This is a genomic window from Lysobacter sp. F6437 (genome assembly GCF_052547215.1).
In genome coordinates this window covers 201,637-219,124 of sequence record NZ_JBQWRB010000001.1, presented here as the reverse complement: position 1 = coordinate 219,124, position 17,488 = coordinate 201,637, and the positions used below count along the sequence as shown (strand labels likewise).

Below are 17,488 nucleotides of genomic sequence, written 5' to 3'. Positions count from 1 at the left end.
CGACTCATGCTGGATGGCGGGACTGGCCATCATAGCGAAGCGAATGCGTCCTGCCGCACCCTGCGACCGGTTTGCAACGGCGCTACGGACTGCCGCCGGCGGCACCCCGTGGCCCACCCGTTGCAGCGGCGCGCGCGGCATACATCGTCCCCGGCGGGGGCTGGCGGGTGAAGAACGTATTGACCCCGTCGAGTACCGCACCGGCCAGCTTGCGCTGGAACGCGGGATCCTGCAGCCGGCGCTCCTCCTCCGGGTTGGAGATGAAGGCGGTCTCGACCAGCATCGCCGGCATGTCGGAGGTACGCAGCACCGCGAAGTTGGCGCGTTCGATGTGGCGCTTGTGGATGTTGCCGACCTGCATCAGCCCACCGAGGATCTCCTCGGCCGCGTCTTCCGACGCCTTCAACTGGCCACTCTGGGTCAGGTCGATCAGGACCGAGGCCAGTGTGTTGCTGGTCTGCTCCAGCCGCACGCCACCGACCAGGTCGGACGAGTTTTCCTTGTTGGCCAGCCAGCGTGCGCGCTGCGACGAGGCGCCCTTGAGCGAGAGCACGTAGACCGACGAACCATCGGCGCCGCGGTTCTCCGCTGCGTCCGCATGGATCGAGATGAACATGTCGGCCTTGGCCGCGCGCGCCAGCTTGGCTCGCTTGTTCAAGGGAATGAACACGTCGGTGTCGCGCGTCAGGTAGGCCTTCAGACCGGGCGAGGCGTTGATCTGCCGGGCCAGCTCCTTGCTGATCTGCAGCACCACGTCCTTCTCGCGGGTGCCGTTCTTGCCGATCGCGCCGGGGTCCTGGCCACCGTGTCCGGGATCGATCGCGATGACCAGCGGCCGGTTGTTACGGCTGTCCATCAACTCGCGCATGGTCTTGACCGGCGGCGCGTCCGCGACCGCGGGTTGGACCGGTGCGGGTGCCGGCTGGCCGGTGGCGATGCGGGTGGGCACGCCGGTGGCGATGGTCGTCAGCACCGGCGGTGTCGGCACGCTGGCGGCCGGCGACGGGACGGTTGCCGGCGCGCCCGTGGCATTACCGGCGGTAATCTGCGAAATCAGCCGACTGGTCGCAGCCGACGATGCCGCGGCCTGGTCGGTCCATTGGTCCAGCGAAGACTTGCCGGGCGCAGAGCTGGCCGGCGAAGAACTGGCAGGCGTGACGCTGGACAGCGCAGACGTGGCCACCGCCGGACTTGCGGCCACGGCCGAGGGCGCCTTGCCATCCCCGGGCCACTCGATCACCAGGCGGGGGCCGGAGGCACCCTGCTCGATCCGTGGCCGGAGTGCGGCGACCTGTTGTCCCAGGTCGAATACGATGCGGGCCGTGCCGGGAACCGGTTGGCCGGTGCGGATGCCCTTGACCACTCCGCTGCCCGCCGGAACCTGCACGCCATCGGCGATCGATGACGCCGGCAGATCGACGACCAGCCGGTCGGGGCCGGCGAGGCTGATGATCTTGAACTCGGCGGACTTGTCCAGCGCGATCTCGGCGCGGGTACCGGTCGCGCCCGTGCTCAGGTGGACGCCCTCGACCTCACTCGCGTGCGCCAGGTTCCAGAGCAGCGCGGAAAGCAGCGCGGCGCCGAGCAGAAATTTCTGGAAAGTGGCGCCTTTGGCTCGCATGGGGCGTAGTCAAGCACCAGCCCGCGACTATTGCAAGCATTTTTTCCCTTAGGAATCCGACACCTGCCGGACCTTCTTGTGGAATCGTTCAGGAGTCGGCTGCAACTGGGCCTTCCGGCAGGAGTCGGTCCAGCCAGCCGCGCCCGATCTCGCTCAGCGGGGTGAGCCGGGCCTGGCGGCCGGCCCCTTCCAGCGCCAGGGCGATCTGCAGGTCCGGTGCCGGCAGGGCCTGACCGCCGCGTTCCGGCCACTCCACCAGCCACAGCGTGGCGTCGTCGGTGTCGAGACCGAGGAACTCCAGTTCGCCGGGGTCGCCGATGCGGTAGAGGTCCATGTGCCAGGCCTCTCCGCCGGTGGCGAGCGGGTAACGCTCGACCAGGGTGTAGGTCGGGCTGCGGATCGCACCGGCCACTCCCAGCGCCCGCAGCAACGCACGTGCGAGCGTCGACTTGCCGGCGCCCAGGTCGCCCTGCAGGTGGACTACTGCGCGCGGCGGCCGGGTTGCTGCCAACGCGCGGCCGAGACGATCGGTCTGCGTGCTGTCGGCCAGCCATTGCGACGATGGATTCATTCGGAACTCCACGGATTTGCCAGCCGACGCAGCCACGGCATCAGGTCGGTCGGCAGCAAACCGCGCTCGCCTCCTTCAAGCGCGGCGGCGTCACCGGCGGCGGCGTGCAGTAGCGCGCCACAACTGGCGGCGTCGAACCCATCCAGCCCCTGCGCATGCAACGCGGCGACGACACCGGTCAGCACGTCGCCCATGCCGCCCACCGCCATGCCGGGGTTGCCGGCACCGACCCACCGCGGGGAACGGCGAGGTGCGGCGACGATGCTGCCCGCTCCCTTCAACACCACCACCGCGTCGAACTGTTCGGCGAGACGGCGAGCGGCTCCGAGGCGATCGCGCTGTACCTCGGCGGTATCGATCCCGAGCAGTCGCCCGGCTTCGCCCGGATGCGGGGTGAGGATCGATCCCGCCGGCAACGATCGCGGCGCGCCGGCGAGCAGGTTGAGGGCGTCGGCGTCGAACACGGCCGGCTTTCCTGCCGCGAGTGTCCGCGCCAGCAGCATCGCGCCCCACGCGCCCTCTCCGAGTCCCGGGCCGATCGCTATTACATCGGCAGCGTCTATGAAACGGGCATCGAGCGCATCGGCATCGTCGGAATGACCGCGTGCCATCGCCTCGGGCAATCGTGCGAGAAGTGCAGCGACGTGCGGCTGCCGGGTCACCACGTCGACCAGCCCGGCCCCGCTACGCAACGCCGCTTCGGCCGCCAGCAGGATCGCGCCACCGTGGCCGCGCTCGCCGCCAATGCACAACACCCGGCCGTGCTCGCCCTTGTGGCTGTCGCGACGCCGCGGATGAAGCCAGCGCCGCAGGTCGTGCGGCTGCAGCGACTCGACCGATGCGTCGCTTCCGGACGCGGCGTGGATGTCGTATGGAACGGCTGCGGTCATGCCGTCGATTCTATACTTGCAGCCATCGTGAACCAGCTGCCGCACACCCCCGAAAACCCGCGCGCGAACGAAGCCGGCGCCACCGATCCCGTCGCGCTCGCGCAACGCATCCGCGAGCTCGCCCGCGAGGCCGGTTTCCAGCGCTGCGGGATCAGCGGCATCGAGCTTGGCGACGACGAGGCGCACCTGCGTGACTGGCTGTCGCAGGGTCTGTACGGCTCGATGGACTGGATGGCGCGCCACGGCGACATGCGCTCGCGCCCGGCCGAATTGATCCCGGGCACTCTGCGGGTGATCTCGGTCGGGCTCGACTACGGCCGCCGCGACGACGAGGAGGCGTGGCAGACGCTGGCCGACGGTACACGCGCCTATGTCGCCCGCTACGCACTCGGGCGCGATTACCACAAGCTCATGCGACAGCGATTGCAGAAACTCGCCGAGCGCATCGCCGAAGTGGTCGGCCCGTTTGGACACCGCGTGTTCGTCGACTCGGCGCCGGTGCTGGAGCGCGCACTGGCCCGCAACGCCGGGCTGGGCTGGATCGGCAAGCACACCTGCCTGATCGACCGGGACGGCGGTAGCTGGTTCTTCCTCGGCGAGATCTACGTCGACCTGCCGTTGCCGGTCGACGAGCCTGCGACCTCGCATTGCGGTACCTGCACGCGCTGCATCGACATCTGCCCGACCGGCGCGATCACCTCACCGAACCGGCTCGATGCCCGGCGCTGCATCTCCTACCTGACGATCGAGCATGAAGGCCCGATCCCGACCGAACTGCGCGAGCCGATCGGCAACCGCATCTTCGGCTGCGACGACTGCCAGCTGGTGTGCCCGTGGAACAAGTTCGCCAGGCGCACCGACGAGCCGGATTTCCGCGCCCGTAACAATCTTGATGAGGCGAGCCTGGTCGAGCTGTTCGCATGGACCGAGGCGGAATTCCTGCAGAGAACCGAAGGTTCGGCGATCCGTCGCAGCGGCCATTCGCGCTGGCTGCGAAACATCGCGGTGGCGCTCGGCAATGCGCCGACGACGCCGGACGTCGTGGCGGCATTGCAGTCGCGACGCGATATCGAGGATGCCGTGGTGCGCGAGCACGTCGAATGGTCACTGGCCCGCCACGGCTCGGAGCCGTTGTAGGAGCGGCTTCAGCCGCGATCGGATGCTCGATCGCTCACGCTCATTCCACGATCGCGGCTGAAGCCGCTCCTACGACCGCATCGTGCCCGCAGCGGCAATCAGCCGAGAAGCCGCCCGATCAACTCGCGCGTCACCGGGTCATCCGCTTCGGCTTCACCGCGTACAGCGGGCAACAACCGGTCGGCCACCTGCTTGCCCAGCTCGACGCCGAACTGGTCGAACGGATTAATGCCCCAGATCACACCCTGCACGAACACGCTGTGCTCGTACATCGCCAGCAGCGCACCGAGCGAACGCGGGGTCAGGCCATCGAGCAGCAACATCGTGCCCGGACGGTTGCCCGGGTACGCGCGGTGCGGGTCCTCGCTGCCCTGGCCGTTGGCGAGGGCCTCGGACTGGGCCAGCAGGTTCGCGAGCAGTGCTTCGGCGTTGGCGGTCCCGGCCGATGCGTCGCGGTCGGCGCCGATCACGCCGATCATGTCCATAGGCACCACCTGGGTGCCCTGGTGCAGCGCCTGGAAAAAACTGTGCTGGCTGTCGGTCCCGACCCCGCCCCACCAGACCGGCACGCTGTCGTTGGCAAGCCGCTCGCCATCGACCCGTACGGACTTGCCGAGGCTTTCCATCACCAGTTGCTGCAGGTAGTTGGGCAGCAGGCGCAGGCGGTCGGCGTACGGCAGCACGGCATGCGTCGCCAGTCCGAGCGCATTGCGGTTCCAGACCGCGGTGAGGGCATGCCAGTACGCGAGGTTCTCGCGCGGCGGCGCGCCCAGCACGTGCTCGTCCATTTCGGCGGCGCCGCCAAGCAACGCCTCGAAGCCGTCCATTCCCAGCGCCAGCGCGATCGGGAACCCGACCGCCGACCACAGCGAATAGCGCCCACCGACCCAGTCCCACATCGGCAGGATGCGTTCCGGCGGGATATCGAACGCTTCCCGGGCACGATCGACATTGGCGGTGATCGCGTACAGCCGGCCGTCGTCACCGGATGCGCCCGCGCCCAGCCACTCGCGCAGGAGCCGGCCGTTTAGCAGGGTCTCCTGGGTGCCGAAACTTTTCGAGACCAGCAGCACCGCGGTGCGGGCCGGGTCGAGTTGCGCCATCAGCGCGCCCGCGGACGCCGGGTCGACGTTCGACAGGAAATGGATCCGCAGGCCCTGCTCCGACGGCGACGCAAGGGCATCGACCACCAGCCGCGGGCCGAGGTCGGAGCCGCCGATACCAACGCTGACGACGTCGGTGACACCGCTGGCCCGCAGTTGCGAAGCCACCGCACGCATCCGTTCGTTGGCCGCGCGGGCCTGCACATGCGCATCCCGCGCCGTGGCGGATTGCGACAGGTTGCCGCGCAATACCGTGTGCAAGGCCGACCGCTGCTCGGTCGCGTTGACCGGCTCACCGTCGAACATCGCGTCCAGGCGTGTGGCTGCTTCGGCCGACCCGGCCAGCGAAAACAGCGCATCAAGCGCGGCCCGGTCGTAGCGCTGGCGGGCGAAGTTGGCGTACAGCGGACCGACCTGCAGCGCCATGTCGCTGGCGCGTGCCGGGTCATCCCGCAACAGTGCAGCAATCGGCTGGTCGGCCAGCCGGGCTGCGTGCGCGCGCAATTGGCGCAGTTGGTCGGTGACCGTCATCCGGCCTGACCCGGTCAGGCGGCCTGCGCCGGGATCGAGGTATTGGTATGGGTCAGCTTGTTGTCTCCGTCAACGTACACCAGGGTCGGCTTGTACTTCGCCGCCTCGGCCTCGTCGAACTCGGCGTAGGCGCAGATGATCACCAGGTCGCCGGGCTGCGCGCAGTGGGCGGCTGCGCCGTTGACCGAGATGATGCCGCTGCCCTCTTCGCCGCGGATCGCGTAGGTCACGAAGCGGTGGCCGCTGTTGACGTTGTAAATGTGGATCTGCTCGTACTCGCGGATGCCGGAGATATCGAGCAGCCGGCCATCGATCGCGCAGGAGCCTTCGTAATGCAGCTCGGCGTGGGTCACGGTGGCGCGGTGGATCTTGGCCTTCAACAGGTTCAGTTGCATCTCGATCGACTCCGTCCGCGGCATGCGGGCGTTCAACAAGTGTCCAGTTTATCAGCGCATGGCGCGGCGCAACATAACGGCGTTGGAACGGCTTTTCAGAGGACGAACTCGAGATTGTCGATGAGCCGGGTGCGACCCAGCTTCGCCGCCACCAGCGCCACTCGCGGGCCATCTTCGTCGGACCCGGGTTCGGTCAGGTCGGGTCGGCGCACGACGGCGTAGTCGACCTCGAAGCCCTCGCCCGCCAGCCGTTTCGCGGCTTCGGCTTCGACCCGGGCCGGTGGCATGCCGGCCTGGCTGGCCTCGCGCATCGCCTGCAGGCAGCGCTGGATCCCCGCCGCCACCGGGCGTTCGGACGTTGACAGGTACTGGTTGCGCGAACTCATCGCCAGTCCGTCGGCCTCCCGCAGGATCGGCGCGGCCACCAACTCGACCGGAAACGCCAGGTCGCGCACGAGGTAGCGGATCACCGCGAGTTGCTGGTAATCCTTGCGTCCGAACACGGCCAGGTCCGGCTGCACCTGGTTGAACAGCCGCGCCACCACGGTCGCGACCCCGTCGAAGTGGCCGGGCCGGTGCGCGCCCTCCAGCACTTCCGTCACCACCGGCACCCGGATCCGCACCGTGGCTTCCGGCCCGTACGGGTACATGGTCTCGACCGACGGCAGCCACAGCAGGTCCGCACCGGCCGCATCCAGTCCCTCGGCATCGGCCTCGGGAGTCCGCGGGTAACGGGCGAAGTCCTCGTCGGGACCGAACTGGGTCGGATTGACGAACACGCTGGCGACGACCCGATCGACATGCCCACGTGCCAGTTCGACCAGCGAGTGATGCCCGGCATGCAGGTTGCCCATGGTCGGCACGAACCCGACCCGCAGAGCGGCGCGCTTCCACTCCGCGACCCGCGCGCGCAGGTCGGCCAGTCCGGTGACGGTTTCGATCATGGCGGGTCGTCAGGCGTAGGAATGTTCGGCGTCGGGGAAGCTGCCGTCGCGCACGGCATCGGCATAGGCCTGCATCGCGCCCACCACCGAGCCGCCTTCGACGAGGAAGTCCTTGACGAACTTCGGTCGACGATGGCCGCTGTCGAGGCCCAGTGCGTCATGCAGCACCAGCACCTGGCCGTCGCACTGCGGACCGGCACCGATGCCGATCGTGGGGATGTCGAGGTCGGCGCTGATCGCGGCGGCAACCGGCGTCGGGACGCATTCGAGCACCAGCAGCTCGGCACCGGCCTCGGCGACCGCGACCGCATCCGCGCGCAGCTTGTCCGCGGCGGCTTCGTCCCGGCCCTGGACGCGGTAGCCGCCCAGCCGCAGTACCGATTGCGGGGTCAGCCCGAGATGCCCGCAGACCGGGATCTCGCGTTCGACCAGATGTCGGATCACCTCGCATTTGTGGCCTGCGCCCTCGATCTTGACCATGCCGGCGCCGGCCTGCAGGAACCGGGTCGCCGCGTCGATCCCACGCTCCGGCGAAGCATCGGCCTGGAATGGCATGTCGGCGACCAGCAGCGCGCGCGACAGGCCGCGGGCGACGCAGGCGGTGTGGTAGGCGATGTCATCGACCGTGACTGGCAAGGTACTGTCGCGCCCCTGCACGACCATGCCGAGCGAGTCGCCGACCAGCACCAGGTCGATGCCGGCCTGGTCAATCGCGCGCGCGAAGCCGGCGTCGTAGCAGGTCAGCATCACCAGCCGGCGGCCATCCTGCTTGGCCTCGCGCAGCATCGGGACGGTCCAGGGCTTGCCGGTGGGTGCGGATCGGGTCGAGGTGTACATGGGCGCGTCAACCGGCCGCGTGGGGAGGCGGCGGAGCGTCATACGTTAGCGCTTCGATGTCGTCGCTGGGAATCGTCGCCAGCGCATCGCGTGCCGCGCCGATGCCGGGGATCCATGCGTCCGGAGCGACCTGGAGCAAGGGCAGCAGGGCGAAAGCGCGCTGGTGCAAGTGCGGATGCGGCACGCGCAGGCCCGGCTCGTCGATGACCGCGTCGGCATACAACAGCAGGTCGAGATCGAGCGTGCGCGGGCCCCAGCGGTCGGCGCCATCCCCGCGGCGTTCACGACCGGCGTCGCGTTCGATGTCCAGCATCGCCGCCAGCAGTTCCTGGGCGGCCAGCGTGGTTTCCAGCATGGCGACGGCGTTTATGAAGTCCGGCTGGTCGGTCATGCCCCAGGCCGGCGTGCGGTACAGGCTGGATGCGCAACCCAGCCGGATACCCGGGGCCCGGTCCAGCGATTCGAGCGCGGCGTGCAGGATGCCAGCACTGTCGCCGAGGTTGCTGCCGAGGCCGACGTAGGCGACGACCACCGGGGCGTTCATTCCCCGGCAGCCACCGGCGCGCCGCGACGGCGGCGACGCTTGCGCGGGGCATGTTCCTCGCCATCGTCCCGCCCGGGCGTTGTATCCGGATCGAATCCGTCATCCGCCGGGTCACCCGCCTGCGCCTGCATGTCCCGCCAGAACGCGACATCCGCCGCGTGTTCGTCGGACGCGGTCAAGCGCAGGCTCAGGAAGTCGAAGGCCGCGCGGAATCGCGGGTGGGTGAGCATCCTCGATACACGCTTGGGCTGACGCAAAGCGAACCGCGACTGCAGCAACCAGATCTCCTGCATCGGCAGCGAGAACCTGCGCGGCAGCGCGACCATCGAGAGCTGGTGCACGGTGACCCGGTCGGCCGCGCGACGCTGGGCCTCGGCCGCATGCACGCCCTGCGCCTGCAGCGCGATCAGCGCGCGGCAATAGGCCGGCCACAACAGCAGCGCGAACAGGAACGCCGGCGACACCGGTTCGTCGTTGGCGACCCGCAGGTCGGTGCCGCGCAGGCCTTCCAGCACTATCGCGCGCAGCACGCCGCTGCGGTTGGCCTTCATCGCCGCGGCGCTTTCCGGTAGCAGTGCCGACAGCAGGCCGTGGCGTTCGAGGCGGATGAAACTCTCGACGGCGTGCCCGGACAGGAACAGCTTCAGGCACTCCTCGAACAACCGCGCCGGTGCCGCCTCGGACAGCAATGGCGCCAGCACCGGGATCGGCGCGGCAGTCGCCGCTTCGATCTCGAAGTGCAGCTTGGCCGACAGCCGCACCGCGCGCAGCATCCGCACCGGGTCCTCGCGGTAGCGGGTCTCCGGATCGCCGATCAGGCGCATCAAGCGGTTCTGCACATCCTCGAAACCGCCGGTGTAATCGCGCACCGAGAAATCCTCGATCGCGTAGTACAGCGCATTGGCGGTGAAGTCGCGGCGGACCGCGTCGTCCTCGATGGTGCCGTAGACGTTGTCGCGCAGCAGGCGGCCGCCTTCGTGGGTCTCGCGATCGCCGCTGCCGTCATCGACATTGGCGCGGAAGGTCGCGACCTCGATGATCTCGCGACCGAACACCACGTGGGCCAGGCGGAACCGCCGGCCGATCAGGCGGCAGTTGCGGAACTGCTGGCGGACCTGCTCCGGGGTGGCGTCGGTAGCGACGTCGAAGTCCTTGGGATTCCCTCCGACCAGCAGGTCGCGGACCGCCCCGCCGACCAGGTAGGCCGAGAACCCGGCGTCGCGCAGGCGGTACAGCACCCGGAGCGCATTGGGACTGATGTCCTTGCGCGAGACGTTGTGCTGGTCGCGCGGGATGACCCGGAGCTCGGGATTGGGGAGTGGTTTCTGGTCTGGCATCGAGCGGGCGTCGCCGCGTTGGAATTTTTTCAAGGATACCCGTTGCCGGGCGCAAATTAGCCCCCTATACTAGCAGGCCGCGTAGCGTTGAGAGTCCGGCGCGGAATCTGCTCCCTTCGTCTAGAGGCCTAGGACGTGGCCCTCTCAAGGCTAAAACACGAGTTCGAATCTCGTAGGGAGCACCATATATCCGGAAGCCCGCGCAGCAATGTGCGGGCTTCTTTCTTTATCGGCCCCGCGCCTGGAATCGCTACAATCCATGGCTGGCCAACACCGGAACGGGATCCATGCCTTTCGTCGTCACCGAGAACTGCATCAAGTGCAAGTACACCGACTGTGTCGAGGTGTGCCCGGTCGACTGCTTCCACGAAGGCCCGAACTTCCTGGTGATCGACCCGGACGAATGCATCGACTGCACCCTGTGCGAGCCCGAGTGCCCGGTCAACGCGATCTACCCCGAGGACGACGTCCCCGGCGGGCAGGAACCGTTCGTCCAGCTCAATGCCGAGCTGGCAAAGGAGTGGCCGGTGATCACCGCGCGCAAGGACGCCCCCGCGGATGCCAAGGACTGGGAAGACAAGCCGGGCAAGCTGGAGCTGCTGGAGCGCTGAACAATCGCGCTTGTGGAGCGTTTGTAGGAGCGGCTTCGGCCGCGATCGGGAGTCGGCACGAGCGAACGGTCCCAGATCGCGACTGAAGCCGCTTCTACAACAGCGAGCCCGCACGCGGGGCCGCAATCAAACGAAAACGGGCACCCTTGGCGCCCGTTTTCGCTGCGGTGATTGTGCGCTCTCAGTTCCCGGCAAGCGCCGCCTGCAACTGCGCGATCAACTGCACCGCCGCGGCATCGGTGGCCGGCATGCCACGCGGATCGACCGCCGACACGTAGGCGCCGGCCTCCACCTCGCTGACCCGGACCAGGAAGTTGACGTCCTGGTAGTTGACGTCGAACACGCCCAGCAGCTTCGCCCGACTGGCCACGCTCACGCCCTCGATGCCGGCGAGCGCGGTGTCGACCCGGGCAAATGCCTCGTCGCGGCTGCCCGCCATGTTGAATCCGGCAGCAGCTGCGGCCGGGTTGGCCGTGGCGGCACCGGCAGGCGGCACCGGCGCGGGGGCAGGCGCCGCGCCCACGGCGTCCGGGGCTGCCGCGGTTCCCGCAGCGGCGGGGTCCGCGGCCGGCGGCGCCGTCGTGGCGGATGCCGCCGCCACCGTACCGGAAGCGGTCACCGACCCGGGCGCAGCACCCACGGCCGCGCCGGTACGCGGCAGGTCGAGATCCGGCGGCACTTCCAGTGGACGGTTTTCCGGGGCCTGCGCATAGAGCTCGTTGCTCTTGCGGAACCAGCTGCAACCGGCGGTGCCAACCAGCGCGACCAGCAATGCGCCGGCAATCGCGGTACGGGACAGTGAAATAGTGGAACGCATGGGGGAAGTCTCCAGGTCAGGCCGCGACGGCGTCGCAGGCGGTTTCAAGTTCGCGGATGGTGGCGGCGATCTTCGCCGCGGTGTCGTGATGGGTTGGCGAGAGTGGCAGCAACGGCAGGCGCACGCCATGGCCGATGCCCTGCCGCGCCAGCAGTGCCTTGACCGGGATCGGGTTGGATTCGACGCCGAGGAACTCGTAGATCCCGGCCATGCGTTGATCCCAACCCATGGCGGCGTCGCGCTTGCCGGTGTGCGCCAGCATGCACAGGCGCCGGAAGGCGCGCGGCAGCACGTTGGATGCCACCGACACCACGCCATCGGCGCCAGCCAGCATCGCGCGACAGGCGGTCGGATCGTCGCCGGTCAGCACCACGAAGCCGTCATCCTTCAGCGCCAGCAAGGCATCCATCCGCTCGACGTCGTTGCGGGCTTCCTTGATTCCGATGATGCGCGCATGGCCGGCGAGCGCAGCGACCGTATCCGGCAGCATGTCGGTGCCGGTGCGACCGGGTACGTTGTAGAGCACCAGCGGCAACGCACCGTCGTCGGCGACCGCGCGGTAGTGCGCGACCAGGCCGGCCTGGGTCGGCCGCACGTAAGGCGGCGTGACCACCAGCGCGGCGTCGGCGCCCATCGCGGCGGCGCGTCGGGTCTGCTCGATGGTCTTTTCGGTATTGGACGATCCGGTCCCGGCCAACACCGGCGCCCGGCCCGCGACGAACTCCACCGCGGTACGCAGCAGGGTGTCGAACTCGGCGTCGTACAGCGCGGCCGCCTCGCCGGTCGAACCGGCCACGACGACCGCCTCGGTGCCGCCCTCCAATTGCATGTCGAGCAGGCGGTGCCAAGCGTCCAGGTCGAGCTCGCCATCGGCGTCGAACGGCGTCGCAAGCGCGGTGATACTGCCGGAAAGTCGCAAGTCGGAAGCCTTTGCGGGGGTCGCGATCGAGGAGCAGCGTGCAAGGCTGCGGATGGGCCGATGTTACTTGCGGCCCGAAAGCACGGGCAAGTATGCTGCTTTTCAATCACGGCCCGTTCGCGGACCGCCGTTCAGTCTCGGGGCCCAGTGGCCTGACGCCATGTCCCGGGCCAGTTGTCCACTCCATGCAGGCGCCGTCTTGACCGATTCCAGTACCCGACCGTCGCCGAACGAAAACCACCTTCTGATCAACGCCTACACGACGCATCCGGAATCGCCACTGTTGTCGGTGTCGCGACGGATCGCCGACAGTGGCTGCAACCTGGTCGATGCGCGGCTGTCGACGGTCGGCCGCGATGTTTCGGTGACCGCGCTGGCGGTCGGTTCCTGGGATGCGATCGCAAAACTCGAAGCGATGCTGTCCCGGCTCGAGCGCGAGGAAGGTTTCAAGCTGATCTGGTACCGCACCGGCGAGAAGAAGGTGCAATCCGACCTGTTGCCCTACATCGTCGAGGTGGTGGCGGCCGACAAGCCCGGCATCCTGTTCCAGCTGGCCGATTTCTTCGACCGCCAGGGCATCACCATCGAGAGCCTGCACTGCTCGCGCTACCGGGCGATGCAGACCGGTGCCGACATGTTCTCCGCGCAGGTCACCATCGGGGTGCCGGCGAGCATGCACATCGCCGCGCTCCGCGATGATTTCCTGGAGTTCTGCGACCACCTCAACCTCGACGCCATCATGGACCCGATGAAGTTCTGAGGACGCGACAGATGCTCGACACCGGCGACAAGGTTCCCACCGATCTCCCGCTGACACTTTCCAGTGAACAGACCGTCACCCTCGGCGACTACGCAGGCCAGTGGCTGGTGCTGTACTTCTACCCGAAGGACAGCACGCCGGGCTGCACCACCGAAGGCAACGACTTCAACGCGCTGCTGCCCAAGTTTCGCAAGCTCGGTGCGACCGTGCTCGGGGTTTCGCGCGATTCGGTCAAGTCGCACCAGAACTTCTGCGCGAAGCAGGGTTTCAGGTTCGACCTGGTCAGCGACAAGGACGAGGCCCTGTGCAACGCCTTCGGCGTGATCCGCGAGAAGAACATGTATGGCCGCAAGGTGATGGGCATCGTGCGCAGCACCTACCTGATCGACCCCGAGGGCGTCATCGCGCGGTCATGGCAACCGGTCAAGGTGCCGGGCCATGCCGACGCCGTGCTCGAAGCACTCAAGGCTGCGGCAACGCAGTGACCCCACCCGTTCCAGTCCACCCCACCACCCCGCTTCGCGGGCATGTGGTGGCTTTGCCGTGCGTGACCGCCGGCGCACACGTGTTGCACCCAACTCAATGATCCATCCACATCGGAGCTCGCGATGACGAGAAGCAAGCGGATCTACGTGCTCGACACCAACGTGCTGATGCACGACCCGACGGCGCTGTTCAAGTTCGCGGAACACGACGTCTACCTGCCGATGCAGGTGATCGAGGAGCTCGACAACGGCAAGAAGGGCACCACCGAAGCCAGCCGCAACGCGCGCCAGGTCAGCCGCTTCCTCAACGAGCTGGTCGAGGCCGCGGGCACCGACAGGATCCAGACCGGCATCCCGCTGGTGCCGCCCAGTGGCCTGAAGCTGCGTGGCCAGGAAAGCGCGGGAAGCCTGCGTTTCCAGACCGACAACTTCGACGCCGGCAAGCGCTTCGGCGCGGTGGTGCCGGACAACGCCATCCTCGGCGCGATCCTTGCGCTGAAGGACGCCGAGCCCGACGTCCCCGTGGTGTTCGTGTCCAAGGACATCAACCTGCGGATCAAGTCCGCGATCGCCGGCATCGTGTCGGAAGACTACGAGAACGACCGCGCGCTGGACGATTTCAGCCTGCTCTACACCGGCGCCACCGAGCTTCCGGAGGATTTCTGGAAGCGCCATGGCAAGGACCTGAAGTCCTGGACCGACAAGGGCCGCACCTACTACGAGATCTCGCGGGTGCAGGACGACGACTGGTATCCCAACCAGTACCTGTACCTGCCCGGCGACGACGAAGCCGAACTCAAGGTCGCGAAAGTCACCGACGACAAGGTCACGCTGCAGATCGTCGATGACTACCGCCACAGCCAGCACTCGGTCTGGGGCATCACCGCGCGCAACCGCGAGCAGAACTTCGCGCTCAACGCGCTGATGGACCCGGAGATCGACTTCGTCACTCTGCTCGGCACCGCCGGCACCGGCAAGACACTGCTGGCACTGGCGGCGGGCCTGGCGCAGACCATGGACCAGCAGCGTTACCGCGAGATCATCATGACCCGCGCCACGGTCAGCGTCGGCGAGGACATCGGCTTCCTGCCCGGCACCGAAGAGGAAAAGATGACGCCTTGGATGGGCGCGCTGACCGACAACCTCGAGGTACTCACCCACAACCAGGAAGGCGGCAGTTGGGGCCGCGCGGCGACCAACGACCTGCTCGCCTCGCGGATCAAGATCCGCTCGCTCAACTTCATGCGCGGGCGCACGTTCCTGAGCCGCTGGCTGATCCTCGACGAGGCGCAGAACCTGACGCCCAAGCAGATGAAGACGCTGATCACCCGCGCCGGCCCGGGCACCAAGATCATCTGCCTGGGCAACGTCGAGCAGATCGACACGCCGTACCTGACCGAGACAACGTCCGGCCTGACCTACGCGGTCGACCGCTTCAAGAACTGGCCGCACAGCGCGCACGTGACCCTGCGTCGCGGCGAGCGTTCGCGACTGGCGGACTACGCCTCGGAAGTGCTGTAACCGGTGGCCGAACGGCTGGCCACGTGGGTGTGGGTCGGTGCGGCCGCGCTCGCCAGCGTGGCCGGCATCGTCAACGTGGTCGGCTTCCTCGGCTTCCAGCAGCAGGCGGTGACCCACCTCACCGGCAACACCTCGCTGCTGGGCGCCGCGCTGGTCGGTGGCGACGTCGACACCGCGATCGGTCTGGCGGCGATGCTGGCCGCGTTCGTGGCCGGGGCGATGCTCAGCGGGCTGATCGTGCAGGACAGCACGCTGCGGCTCGGCCGTCGCTACGGCGTTGCGTTGACCATCGAGTCGCTGATGCTGCTGGCGGCGATCCCGCTGTTCCGCCAGCAGCACCTGGCCGGGCCGATCCTCGCGGCGACGGCCTGCGGCCTGCAGAACGCGATGGCGACCACCTACAGCGGCGCGCTGGTACGCACCTCGCATGTCAGCGGGATGTTCACCGACCTGGGCATCATGCTCGGCCATGCGCTGCGCGGGTTGCCAATGGCGCGGCGCCGGCTGGCGTTGTGTTCGCTGGTCATTAGCTTCTTCTTCATCGGTGGCGTCGTGGGCGCGTTGCTGTTCGCGCGGATCGGCTACGCCGCTCTGTACCTGCCGGCGGCACTGACCGGCTGCACCGGGCTGGGCTATTTCGCCTACCGTCAGCTAACCCCACGCGACCCCGGGCTCTTGTAGGAGCGGCTTCAGCCGCGATCGGATGATTGGATGCCCGCGCCGATTCCCGATCGCGGCTGAAGCCGCTCCTACAAAAAGCAGCCTACCGCGTTCGGCGACAATGCATCCATGAACCCCATCGACCTCCGCCCACCCAGCGCCCTCACCATCGCCGGTTCCGACTCCGGCGGCGGTGCCGGCATCCAGGCCGACCTCAAGACATTCGCCGCGCATGGCGTGCACGGACTCAGCGCGATCGCGGCGCTGACCGCCCAGCACACCCGCGGCGTGACCGCGGTGCACGTGCCCGATGTCGGCTTCCTGCGTGCACAACTGGATGCCTGTTTCGATGACTTCCGCGTCGTCGCGGCCAAGCTCGGCATGCTGGCCAACGCCGAGGTCACCCATGTCGTGGCGGACGCGCTCGAGCATTACGCGCCCGCCCATGTGGTGCTCGATCCGGTGATGGTGGCGACCTCCGGCGCGCGGCTGCTGGAGGCTGCCGCCGTCGATGCATTGCGAAGCCGGCTGCTGCCCCTGTGCAGCGTGCTCACCCCGAACCTGCCGGAAGCCGAACTGTTGCTCGGCCACCCGATCAATGACCGGGACGCGATGCGACGGGCCTGCGAGGAACTGTTGTCCGGCGGGGCGATCGCGGTGCTGCTCAAGGGCGGCCACCTGCCCGGTGACGGCGACGTGGTCGACCTGCTGGCCACCGCCGACGGAATCCACCCGATCAGCCATCCGCGCCTGCAACTGGATGCCCACGGCACGGGTTGTACCCTCGCCTCCGCGATGGCGGCGAACCTCGCGTTGGGCAAGGCGTTGCCGGCGGCGTGCCACGATGCCGCCGATTACGTGCACCGCGCCCTGCTCGGCGGCTACCGACCGGGCCATGGCGACGTGGTGGTACTCGACCACTTCGGCGCTGGCCGGGGCTGAGCCGATGCGTTCATTCGAGATCGCGCTGCGGTCGGATGACGGCCACGGCCACCGGTTGCGTGCCTGCCTGCCGCCCGAGCCGACCGCGGCGCTTCTGTGGCTGCCGGCGCTCGGCGTCGCGGCACGCCACTACCAAACCTTCGCCGAATCGCTGGCGGAACGCGGCATCGCGGTGTTCGTGCACGAATGGCGCGGCCACGGCAGCAGCAGCCTGCGCGCGGGCCGGCGGCAGGACTGGGGTTATCGCGAACTGCTGCAGCTCGACCTTCCCGCAAGCGAAGACGGCGTACGCCACGCCCTGGCGAACAACGGCAGCATGGGTGCTCCGCGCATCATCGGTGGCCACAGCCTCGGCGGGCAGCTCGCCAGTTGCCGGCTGGGCATGGCGCCCGGCTTTGCCAACCGGCTGTGGCTGGTCGCCAGCGGATCGCCTTACTGGCGCGCATTCCCGCAGCCAACCCGCCACTGGCTGCCTCTGGCCTACCGGTTCCTGCCATGGCTGGCCGATCGATGCGGCGCCCTGCCCGGCCACCGGATCGGCTTCGGCGGCACCGAAGCCCGCGGCCTGATCCGCGACTGGGCCCGCACCGCGCTGAGTGGTCGCTACGCCGCCACCGGCATCGAGGTCGACCTGGAAGCCGCCATGGCCCGCGTCGAAGTCGACATCCGCGCGGTGGTGTTCGCCCGGGACTGGCTTGCGCCGGAATCCTCGCTGCGGCTCCTGCTCGGCAAGATGCCACGGGCGACGTCCACCACTGCCCGGATCGATTCCGGATTGCTCGGCACCACGGCCGATCATTTCGCGTGGATGAAGCAGCCCGGAGCCGTCGCCAGCGCGCTGGTGCCGTCTCCGGACTGAGGGT

The 17,488-nt window shown here is 68.3% G+C and carries 18 protein-coding genes, 1 tRNA gene and 1 pseudogene; 9 read left to right on the top strand and 11 right to left on the bottom strand.

Annotation, left to right across the window (positions count from 1 at the left end):
• Positions 1 to 82 precede the first annotated feature (82 nt).
• The 3 genes and pseudogenes from ACT9F5_RS00935 to ACT9F5_RS00925 form a co-directional block, all read right to left on the bottom strand.
• Entirely contained in the window at positions 83 to 1,621 is a 1,539-nt protein-coding gene (locus ACT9F5_RS00935; protein ID WP_445118083.1) for an N-acetylmuramoyl-L-alanine amidase, read from the bottom strand.
• 88 nt (positions 1,622 to 1,709) lie between these two features.
• Positions 1,710 to 2,192, bottom strand: a complete 483-nt coding sequence (gene tsaE / locus ACT9F5_RS00930; RefSeq protein WP_445118082.1) for a tRNA (adenosine(37)-N6)-threonylcarbamoyltransferase complex ATPase subunit type 1 TsaE — start codon at positions 2,190 to 2,192, stop codon at positions 1,710 to 1,712.
• Positions 2,189 to 3,004 (bottom strand): annotated as a pseudogene (locus ACT9F5_RS00925) (NAD(P)H-hydrate dehydratase); the annotation flags it as partial. The gene tsaE and the pseudogene ACT9F5_RS00925, both read right to left, overlap by 4 nt.
• A gap of 114 nt (positions 3,005 to 3,118) precedes the next feature.
• On the opposite strand from ACT9F5_RS00925, the gene queG reads away from it, so the two are divergent.
• Entirely contained in the window at positions 3,119 to 4,219 is a 1,101-nt protein-coding gene (gene queG / locus ACT9F5_RS00920; RefSeq protein WP_445119457.1) for a tRNA epoxyqueuosine(34) reductase QueG, read from the top strand.
• Between the two features lie 98 nt (positions 4,220 to 4,317).
• On the opposite strand, the gene pgi is transcribed toward queG, so the two are convergent.
• The 6 genes from pgi to pcnB all read right to left on the bottom strand — a co-directional run bounded on the left by pgi (position 4,318) and on the right by pcnB (position 9,910).
• The gene (gene pgi, locus ACT9F5_RS00915) at positions 4,318 to 5,853 is read right to left on the bottom strand and encodes a glucose-6-phosphate isomerase (protein ID WP_445118081.1); all 1,536 of its coding nucleotides are present in this window, start codon (positions 5,851 to 5,853) and stop codon (positions 4,318 to 4,320) included.
• 14 nt (positions 5,854 to 5,867) lie between these two features.
• Positions 5,868 to 6,248, bottom strand: a complete 381-nt coding sequence (panD, locus tag ACT9F5_RS00910) for an aspartate 1-decarboxylase (RefSeq protein WP_445100158.1) — start codon at positions 6,246 to 6,248, stop codon at positions 5,868 to 5,870.
• 95 nt (positions 6,249 to 6,343) lie between these two features.
• Complete coding sequence (gene panC, locus ACT9F5_RS00905; RefSeq protein ID WP_445118080.1) at positions 6,344 to 7,192, bottom strand: pantoate--beta-alanine ligase; 849 nt, start codon at positions 7,190 to 7,192, stop codon at positions 6,344 to 6,346.
• A gap of 9 nt (positions 7,193 to 7,201) precedes the next feature.
• The gene (gene panB, locus ACT9F5_RS00900) at positions 7,202 to 8,029 is read right to left on the bottom strand and encodes a 3-methyl-2-oxobutanoate hydroxymethyltransferase (protein WP_445118079.1); all 828 of its coding nucleotides are present in this window, start codon (positions 8,027 to 8,029) and stop codon (positions 7,202 to 7,204) included.
• A gap of 7 nt (positions 8,030 to 8,036) precedes the next feature.
• Complete coding sequence (gene folK / locus ACT9F5_RS00895) at positions 8,037 to 8,573, bottom strand: 2-amino-4-hydroxy-6-hydroxymethyldihydropteridine diphosphokinase (protein WP_445118078.1); 537 nt, start codon at positions 8,571 to 8,573, stop codon at positions 8,037 to 8,039.
• The gene (gene pcnB / locus ACT9F5_RS00890) at positions 8,570 to 9,910 is read right to left on the bottom strand and encodes a polynucleotide adenylyltransferase PcnB (RefSeq protein WP_445118077.1); all 1,341 of its coding nucleotides are present in this window, start codon (positions 9,908 to 9,910) and stop codon (positions 8,570 to 8,572) included. The genes folK and pcnB overlap by 4 nt, the downstream gene beginning before the upstream one ends.
• 109 nt (positions 9,911 to 10,019) lie before the next feature.
• Here pcnB and ACT9F5_RS00885 point away from each other — a divergent pair.
• Both ACT9F5_RS00885 and fdxA read left to right on the top strand, forming a co-directional pair.
• Positions 10,020 to 10,095 (top strand) — tRNA-Glu (locus ACT9F5_RS00885).
• Positions 10,096 to 10,197: 102 nt separating this feature from the next.
• The gene (gene fdxA, locus ACT9F5_RS00880; protein WP_445118076.1) at positions 10,198 to 10,521 is read left to right on the top strand and encodes a ferredoxin FdxA; all 324 of its coding nucleotides are present in this window, start codon (positions 10,198 to 10,200) and stop codon (positions 10,519 to 10,521) included.
• Between the two features lie 181 nt (positions 10,522 to 10,702).
• On the opposite strand, the gene ACT9F5_RS00875 is transcribed toward fdxA, so the two are convergent.
• Positions 10,703 to 11,338: a hypothetical protein gene (locus ACT9F5_RS00875; RefSeq protein ID WP_445118075.1), complete on the bottom strand. Its 636-nt coding sequence runs from the start codon at positions 11,336 to 11,338 to the stop codon at positions 10,703 to 10,705.
• A 16-nt stretch (positions 11,339 to 11,354) separates the two neighbouring features.
• Positions 11,355 to 12,257 carry a 4-hydroxy-tetrahydrodipicolinate synthase gene (gene dapA, locus ACT9F5_RS00870; RefSeq protein ID WP_445118074.1) on the bottom strand — a complete coding sequence of 301 codons (903 nt, stop codon included), beginning with the start codon at positions 12,255 to 12,257 and terminating at the stop codon, positions 11,355 to 11,357.
• Positions 12,258 to 12,417: 160 nt separating this feature from the next.
• On the opposite strand from dapA, the gene ACT9F5_RS00865 reads away from it, so the two are divergent.
• From ACT9F5_RS00865 to ACT9F5_RS00840, 6 genes are all read left to right on the top strand, one after another.
• Positions 12,418 to 13,017 (top strand): ACT domain-containing protein, encoded by a 600-nt coding sequence (locus ACT9F5_RS00865; protein ID WP_445118073.1) that lies wholly within the window; start codon positions 12,418 to 12,420, stop codon positions 13,015 to 13,017.
• Between the two features lie 11 nt (positions 13,018 to 13,028).
• Positions 13,029 to 13,502 carry a redoxin domain-containing protein gene (locus tag ACT9F5_RS00860; protein WP_445118072.1) on the top strand — a complete coding sequence of 158 codons (474 nt, stop codon included), beginning with the start codon at positions 13,029 to 13,031 and terminating at the stop codon, positions 13,500 to 13,502.
• Positions 13,503 to 13,625: 123 nt separating this feature from the next.
• Entirely contained in the window at positions 13,626 to 15,023 is a 1,398-nt protein-coding gene (locus ACT9F5_RS00855) for a PhoH family protein (RefSeq protein WP_445118071.1), read from the top strand.
• 3 nt (positions 15,024 to 15,026) lie between these two features.
• Positions 15,027 to 15,704 (top strand): DUF1275 family protein, encoded by a 678-nt coding sequence (locus ACT9F5_RS00850; RefSeq protein WP_445118070.1) that lies wholly within the window; start codon positions 15,027 to 15,029, stop codon positions 15,702 to 15,704.
• A gap of 108 nt (positions 15,705 to 15,812) precedes the next feature.
• Positions 15,813 to 16,625, top strand: a complete 813-nt coding sequence (thiD, locus tag ACT9F5_RS00845; protein WP_445118069.1) for a bifunctional hydroxymethylpyrimidine kinase/phosphomethylpyrimidine kinase — start codon at positions 15,813 to 15,815, stop codon at positions 16,623 to 16,625.
• 4 nt (positions 16,626 to 16,629) lie between these two features.
• Positions 16,630 to 17,484 (top strand): alpha/beta fold hydrolase, encoded by an 855-nt coding sequence (locus tag ACT9F5_RS00840; protein ID WP_445119456.1) that lies wholly within the window; start codon positions 16,630 to 16,632, stop codon positions 17,482 to 17,484.
• Positions 17,485 to 17,488: the final 4 nt, after the last annotated feature.

Excerpts from the sequence above, each read along its gene's own strand:
- ACT9F5_RS00935 (WP_445118083.1), bottom strand. The coding sequence starts at position 1,621 with ATGCGAGCCAAAGGCGCCACTTTCCAGAAATTTCTGCTCGGCGCCGCG.
- tsaE (WP_445118082.1), bottom strand. The coding sequence starts at position 2,192 with ATGAATCCATCGTCGCAATGGCTGGCCGACAGCACGCAGACCGATCGT.
- pgi (WP_445118081.1), bottom strand. The coding sequence starts at position 5,853 with ATGACGGTCACCGACCAACTGCGCCAATTGCGCGCGCACGCAGCCCGG.
- panD (WP_445100158.1), bottom strand. The coding sequence starts at position 6,248 with ATGCAACTGAACCTGTTGAAGGCCAAGATCCACCGCGCCACCGTGACC.
- panC (WP_445118080.1), bottom strand. The coding sequence starts at position 7,192 with ATGATCGAAACCGTCACCGGACTGGCCGACCTGCGCGCGCGGGTCGCG.
- panB (WP_445118079.1), bottom strand. The coding sequence starts at position 8,029 with ATGTACACCTCGACCCGATCCGCACCCACCGGCAAGCCCTGGACCGTC.
- folK (WP_445118078.1), bottom strand. The coding sequence starts at position 8,573 with ATGAACGCCCCGGTGGTCGTCGCCTACGTCGGCCTCGGCAGCAACCTC.
- pcnB (WP_445118077.1), bottom strand. The coding sequence starts at position 9,910 with ATGCCAGACCAGAAACCACTCCCCAATCCCGAGCTCCGGGTCATCCCG.
- fdxA (WP_445118076.1), top strand. The coding sequence starts at position 10,198 with ATGCCTTTCGTCGTCACCGAGAACTGCATCAAGTGCAAGTACACCGAC.
- ACT9F5_RS00875 (WP_445118075.1), bottom strand. The coding sequence starts at position 11,338 with ATGCGTTCCACTATTTCACTGTCCCGTACCGCGATTGCCGGCGCATTG.
- ACT9F5_RS00865 (WP_445118073.1), top strand. The coding sequence starts at position 12,418 with ATGTCCCGGGCCAGTTGTCCACTCCATGCAGGCGCCGTCTTGACCGAT.
- ACT9F5_RS00860 (WP_445118072.1), top strand. The coding sequence starts at position 13,029 with ATGCTCGACACCGGCGACAAGGTTCCCACCGATCTCCCGCTGACACTT.
- ACT9F5_RS00855 (WP_445118071.1), top strand. The coding sequence starts at position 13,626 with ATGACGAGAAGCAAGCGGATCTACGTGCTCGACACCAACGTGCTGATG.
- thiD (WP_445118069.1), top strand. The coding sequence starts at position 15,813 with ATGAACCCCATCGACCTCCGCCCACCCAGCGCCCTCACCATCGCCGGT.
- ACT9F5_RS00840 (WP_445119456.1), top strand. The coding sequence starts at position 16,630 with ATGCGTTCATTCGAGATCGCGCTGCGGTCGGATGACGGCCACGGCCAC.